The 6,406-nt window shown below is 36.1% G+C and carries 4 protein-coding genes and 2 tRNA genes; 3 read left to right on the top strand and 3 right to left on the bottom strand.

The window, feature by feature from the left end; translation table 11 throughout:
* Positions 1 to 42 precede the first annotated feature (42 nt).
* From JZO76_RS11075 to JZO76_RS11085, 3 genes are all read right to left on the bottom strand, one after another.
* Positions 43 to 1,371, bottom strand: coding sequence for an aminopeptidase C (locus tag JZO76_RS11075; protein ID WP_206904334.1), 1,329 nt, complete (start codon positions 1,369 to 1,371; stop codon positions 43 to 45).
* A gap of 243 nt (positions 1,372 to 1,614) precedes the next feature.
* Positions 1,615 to 2,607 (bottom strand): acyltransferase family protein, encoded by a 993-nt coding sequence (locus JZO76_RS11080; protein ID WP_206904338.1) that lies wholly within the window; start codon positions 2,605 to 2,607, stop codon positions 1,615 to 1,617.
* 228 nt (positions 2,608 to 2,835) lie between these two features.
* Positions 2,836 to 2,909: transfer RNA gene (locus tag JZO76_RS11085), tRNA-Asn, on the bottom strand.
* Positions 2,910 to 3,042: 133 nt separating this feature from the next.
* Between JZO76_RS11085 and JZO76_RS11090 the strand changes: the two genes are divergently transcribed.
* The 3 genes from JZO76_RS11090 to JZO76_RS11100 all read left to right on the top strand — a co-directional run bounded on the left by JZO76_RS11090 (position 3,043) and on the right by JZO76_RS11100 (position 6,319).
* Positions 3,043 to 4,263, top strand: coding sequence for a serine hydrolase domain-containing protein (locus JZO76_RS11090; RefSeq protein WP_206904341.1), 1,221 nt, complete (start codon positions 3,043 to 3,045; stop codon positions 4,261 to 4,263).
* A 204-nt stretch (positions 4,264 to 4,467) separates the two neighbouring features.
* Positions 4,468 to 4,540: transfer RNA gene (locus tag JZO76_RS11095), tRNA-Thr, on the top strand.
* Between the two features lie 303 nt (positions 4,541 to 4,843).
* Positions 4,844 to 6,319, top strand: coding sequence for a C69 family dipeptidase (locus JZO76_RS11100; RefSeq protein WP_206904347.1), 1,476 nt, complete (start codon positions 4,844 to 4,846; stop codon positions 6,317 to 6,319).
* Positions 6,320 to 6,406: the final 87 nt, after the last annotated feature.

Below are 6,406 nucleotides of genomic sequence, written 5' to 3' on the forward strand. Positions count from 1 at the left end.
AGCTTAGTCTTTGTTTAACACTTCTATGCAAGAAAATTACGCTTATGCCAAAGCGCCCATTGGGTCCCAAGGTGCCAAAACAGTTGGTGCTTTTTCATAAGCGGCCAATTGTTCTGGTGATAATAAATCTTTACGAACGACGATTTGATACGTGTATTCGTCCATCCATTCATCACTCATTACAAAAAAGCCCTTTGTTCCAACTTTTTCACCCCAGCTATTTTCAACTTTCCATTTTGTTGATTTGCCAGCTACTAAATCAACACCTGTTAAAACCATGGCATGCGTCATTAAGCTTTCGCCATAATCTAGGCGTTGGGCTTTTGTCATAGTAAAATCGATATCAAATAGATCATTCACATCATAGGCATCTAGTGCCATAATTCCAGAATCTCTTGTTGAAGATTGACCTACGTCACAGCCAAACCAGACAGACTCTCCTTGCTCTAATTGAGCAATTGCCAATTTTTTAAAAGTAGCCATATCAACGTTTAAATATTTTACTTCTTTGCCTGCCACTACGTTTCCTAACATTTCCACCGTATACGACTGATTGTAGGGTTTATCTGCAGTTGGTGCATTGATAATGCTGACATAGTCATTTAAGTTAACCCCAACATATTTTTCATAAAAACTTTGGGGCGTTAAATTTTGATCCAGATGATAATTTTTTTCTTCATCACGGTATTCAAAATCAAATGTTTCTGGTGGATTTCCTAAAGAAATCGCCAAAAAGTTATAAACTTCTTCCAACATTTTTTCTTTAACACTTTTAATTTCTGCTGCATCTTTTCCTTGGGCTACCAAGTTGCGTAGCGTCACCGCATCTTTACGTAATTTTTTGTTTAAATAATTGTTCAAATCACGAGAATTAGAAGAATTGCTGCTTTCAGGCATAGCTGTTTTAGGAACGACGCCGTATTTTTCAAAAATAGAAACGATCATATCCCATTGCCCACCATCTTGTTGCGGTGTTTGCAATAAAAAGGCCACTTTACGGCTATTTAACTCTTCTGTTGCAGTCGCTAAAATATTTTCATAAAAATAGTTTGCTTTTTCATACTTATCCCAGAAAAAAGTGTAGTTTTGGGATAATTCAAAATCTTTTAAATTAAAAGCATTCAACATTTTATGGCGGAAAGTGTTTAGTGCAGCAAACATCCAGCAACGTCCTGATTGCATTTGATTTGCAACTTTCCCAGTGGCAAGATCAACAGAAAAGACTGGCACGTTATTTACGTGCGCGCTCATATTTTCTGCTGAGGCGCTGATCCCATTTTTTACTACACCTCGTTGTAATGCGTTTTGCTTATTATTTTCTTTAAAGGCAGCAGCAAATTTGGCTGTCAATTCTTTTTTAATCGCTGACATTTTCTTCATCCTCTCGATTGAAATAACATACTTTTTCATTCTACCCCTGACAATTGAAAATTACAACTGATGTGAAAATTCTGACAAATCAGTTTCCTTTTATGACACAAAAAAAGACAAAAGTTTCAACCTCCCTTCATTAAACACCAAATTTAATCCCGCGATCTTGGTCATGTACATAGAGTACTTTGGTATTTTGCAAAGTAGAAGGGTAACTTTTGTCTTATTTTTTATTCGCACCTTTTAGCCGTATTTTTTTAACGCCTTCTTTTGTAGTCCTACTTTAACTTTAAGGTACAACTGCTGCCATTTAGAAGCTGCAAGTAAAAACGTTAAAAGGATACTAAAAAGAAGTACCCCGATAAAACCCATAATTCCTAAATTAATATCCGCAATATTTAGTGCCCGCAGCCCTTTTACGATAAAACCTTGTAATAAATAGACAGTTAACGTGTTTTTCCCCAAATCTGTATAAAAGGTCCTTTGTCTTGGCACGAGTAAGAGAAAAGACAAAATCCCAACAAATCCCAATATCATTACTAATAAACGAACAAAAGCTCCTAGTTGGGGCGCACTTAAAAAATCTTCATAAGGTTTTGAACCAAAAACTAAATACTTATTAAAGGTTTCAAATTGATCGATAAAAGCAAAGATACTCCCAAAACCAATTAAAGCTATGGAATAGCGGTGGTGTTTTCGAATTGCAACTAGTTTTTCCCACGAGAAATAATGGCCGATTAAAAAGAAGGGTAAAAAAACAAAGGTGCGCTGCATGGCAAGATTACGATCAATAAATGGTAAATATCCCACAATTAAAGCGAGCATGGTACCAATGGTAAGTGCCAACCAAGGAGGCATTTTATTAAACAAGCCCAATGAACACTGCCAACAAAAAAGGCTGACTAAAAACCACAATGACCAATTGGGGACAAGAACATCCCAGGAAAAACGATTTTCTAATCCTATTAAGGCATAATAACTGGAATAAACCAATTGAAAAATCAGATACGGGAGTAACGTCTTTTTCATTACTTTCCCTACTTTTCCCTTTTGCAATCCTTTCGAAAAATAGCCCGCAATCAAAATAAAGGCAGGCATATGAAACATAAAAATAAAATAGTACAGATTGTGATAACCTTGCCAATCTTCAATAAAAGGTTCCAATAAATGGCTAAATACCACCAAAACCATCAAGATAAACTTCGCATTATCAAAAAAAGCCATACGCTGCTTCATAACGCTCTCCTTTTTTTTCATAGCTTAATTGTAATCAAAACTTGATTTGTGATGCAATTAAAAGGATAGCAGAGAAAACTTAAAGTTATCTTCAATTTGAATATCATTTACTTAACAGCTTTTTTACGAAAAAGACAAATACTTTACCTATGTTTTCAACTGTGCCAACAGACAGAAATTAGCCAATGAAGAACAAAAAAACTCTCGATTAAAAAATCGAGAGTTAAACTCCGGCAGTAGGACTCGAACCTACGACATCATGATTAACAGTCATGCGCTACTACCAACTGAGCTATGCCGGAATAATGTAATATTATGATAGCAATACTTTTAAATTTGCGCAAGATAATTTTAAAAAATTTCTCCAGTTTTTTTAAAATACTTTTCTTTTCGCTCAAAGACGAGTAAAATGAATTGAATTTTGGAGGTTGAATTATGCGCGGACGTCATTTTAAGAATAAGAAAAAAAGATTGATTTATCCTATATTATTTTTGTTAATCTTCACTTTATTAGGCTACTGGCTGTACGGCAATCGACACAATCTCTTTTTTGCTACGGCTAGTACCACCGAGGCTAGTAAAGAAGCAACAATTGAAAGTAGCACCACAGAGCAGCCTGACGCTGAAAATAATCCGACGATCACCACGCCTCTTGCTGCGAATGATTATCAAAACCTAGATAAAGATGTTTTACTTGCCAGCAGCGATAACTATGATAATAGTTTAAAACTGGGCAACTTTGTCGGGACGGCGCTGATTGTAAAAAATGGGCAGATTATCTTGCACCAAGGATATGGTTATCAAAACTTTGCTGAACAAAAACGAAATAGTATTCACTCACTTTACCAAATTGGTTCTGTTCAAAAAAGTTTTACCGCTACTCTGATTTATAAGCAAATTGAAGCGGGCCGCTTAAGTCTAGAGACACCTTTAAGTCAGTTTTTCCCGCAGGTTTTTGGCAGTGAAAATATCACAATTCGTCAAATGCTACATATGACGTCAGGACTTACATTGTCAGAAATTCCTTTGACTGTGACCAATGAAGCTGAAGTTGTAAATTTTGCTGTCAATAATGCACAGTTAAAATACAGTGGCCGTTTCTTCTATTCTCCGGTCAATTATGTCTTATTAGCTGGTATTTTACGCCAAATTACCCATACTAGTTATGCACAACTTGTTGAAAATACTTTTAAGAGTCAATTAGGCCTTAGACAACTAGTCACCTATCCAAACTGGTATCAAAATGCTAATCATACCGTTTCTTATGGCGGTAAAGATGCAGCTGATTATAATCAAGTCGTGACAGAAAAGACTGGGCAATTTGTCCGTGAATTAGGTACAGGTAATCTGGGCATGACAGCTGGAGATTTATATTGGTACTATCATCAGTTACTATCCGGAAATTTAGTAACGCCAGATGTTTTGAATGCAGCATGGCAGAGAGAAACCAAAGCAACTTATACTGGTGGACAGTATGATAAGGGCATGTACCTGCGAGCAAATGGCATGATTGCCTCCCAACATTGCATGGTACTTATTAGTAAAGATGGCAATGATGCCGTTTTTCTTTTGAGTAATCACGGGAATGTAACAAATTATCAAACCTTGATCGCTAACCTCTACACTGACTTAACCGGCGTATCGGCTAAGTTTTAAAAATCTTATTTTTAATAGCTAACAGCAACTCTTCTACTTCATGAGTTGCTGTTAGCTTTTCTAATTTAGAAACATGTCATGACTTAATAAACTTTATCGATTATACCCAATCACGTAGCGTGACTAATTTATCAGCAAAAATTATTGACTTTATGATTTTGCTTAGCTATAATATTTCTTGTGCTTGAAAGAAATAACAATTTTGCCGCCTTAGCTCAGCTGGTAGAGCACCACCATGGTAAGGTGGGGGTCGCCGGTTCAAGCCCGGCAGGTGGCTCTTCTAAGAACCTTGATATATCAAGGTTCTTTTTTTATTTACAACTCCTTCAAGTTAGATAAAATGACATAAACTAATAATAATTTATCCCGCAGAAAAATATAGTCTGTTAACTTTTTAATTTTTTTAGTTTTTATATAGTTAAATTGTCGCTATATTCACAATACTATTACAATTATAAAGCCTAATCATTGTCAGCTAATCTATTTGCTTTTTCTTTCACAAAGGCTTCGATTTTCATTGTAAGCGCATACAGTTATTGTTATGCTCAATTCGTAAAAAAGAATAAGAGGAGTGAAAAAAATGTTCAAAACAAAATCGTTGAAGAAATTGGGAATAACTTTGGCAATAACGGCCGCATCCTTAGCCATCTCTTCAACAGCAAATGCTTGTACAACGGTGTTAGTAGGAAAAGATGCCAGTAACGATGGCTCAACAATGATCGCCCGCAATGAAGATATGGGGACTGCTTGGGCCAAACACTTTGTCATTCGTCAAGCTAACACAAATCCGACTAATTATGTTTCTAAGGGAAATAAAGTTGCCCTTACACTACCAAGCAAACAATTAAAATATAGTGCTACACCAGAATGGGATACTAGTGAGGGCCTTTACGAGGAAGCTGGAATTAACAGTGCTAACGTTGCCATGAGTGGTACAGAATCTGCTACCACAAAAGAAAAAGTATTAAAACTAGACCCGTTAGTTGAAAACGGCATTGCAGAAGATTCAATTGTAACCGTTGTCTTGCCTTATATTACTTCTCCTAAAGAAGGTGTTGCACGCTTAGGGAAAATCGTTGAAGAAAAAGGCGCTGCTGAGGTAAATGGGGTAATTTTTTCAAATAAAGAAGAAATTTGGTATATGGAGATTGTCTCTGGACATCATTGGGTAGCCGTTCGCGTACCAGATAATCAGTATGCTGTCATTGCCAATACCCTGACGATTGGGGACATCGATACAACAGATCAAGGAAACGTTCAAGTTTCAACCGGCTTAAAAAACTTTGTTGAGACGAATAAACTCGCAAAAAATTCCGAAAAATTCTCTGTCCGGGATATTTTTGCAGATACAAAAGAAGATGCTCAGTACAATTTACCACGAATGTGGGACGGACAACGGATGCTGACACCATCTAAAAAGAAAAAAATCACCGATACTGATTTCAATCTATTTGAGAAACCAGATGAACCAATATCTTTTGCAAAAGTTGCATATATCCTAACCCTTCATTTCAACGGGACAAAATACGACACCATGACAGGATCAAAAGCTGATAAATATCGGCCGATTTCAGTACCGAATACGATGGAGTCTCATATTTTACAATTTCGTAGTGACGTTCCTGAAGAATTAAGTGGTATTCATTGGTTGGCATTAGGTGTGACAGATACAAGTAATTATGTCCCATTTTATAGTGGTATTACCAAAACGCCTGCCTATTATCAAGCAGGGACTGATCTTCCAGATGTAAATTCTGCTTACTGGACTTATCGCGTAACAAATATTTTAACAAAAACAAACTATCAAGAATTTAAAACAAAAGAAACATTACCGCTACGCCAAGAAGTACGTGACTATTTGGCAAAACAGGTAGCAAAAACCGATACAGAAGCTAAACAAATTATAAAAGATACTCCTGATAATCTTCCAACTTATTTAAATGAGCAAACTGAAAAATTTGCGAAGTACTCTTTGGAGAAATACAAAGAATTAAACAAACAACTACTTGTTAAAATGACCGAACTAACCCCAACAAAACACAATGACAATCTCTAATGCCAGATAGTTGTTTCTATTTACAATTTTACTATAAAAAAAGCCAAGTCAAACTGACTTGGCTTAACATTTGCGTGGCGACGTCCT

Origin of the sequence: Candidatus Enterococcus myersii (genome assembly GCF_017316025.1) — a bacterium.
Taxonomy (GTDB): domain Bacteria; phylum Bacillota; class Bacilli; order Lactobacillales; family Enterococcaceae; genus Enterococcus_C; species Enterococcus_C montenegrensis.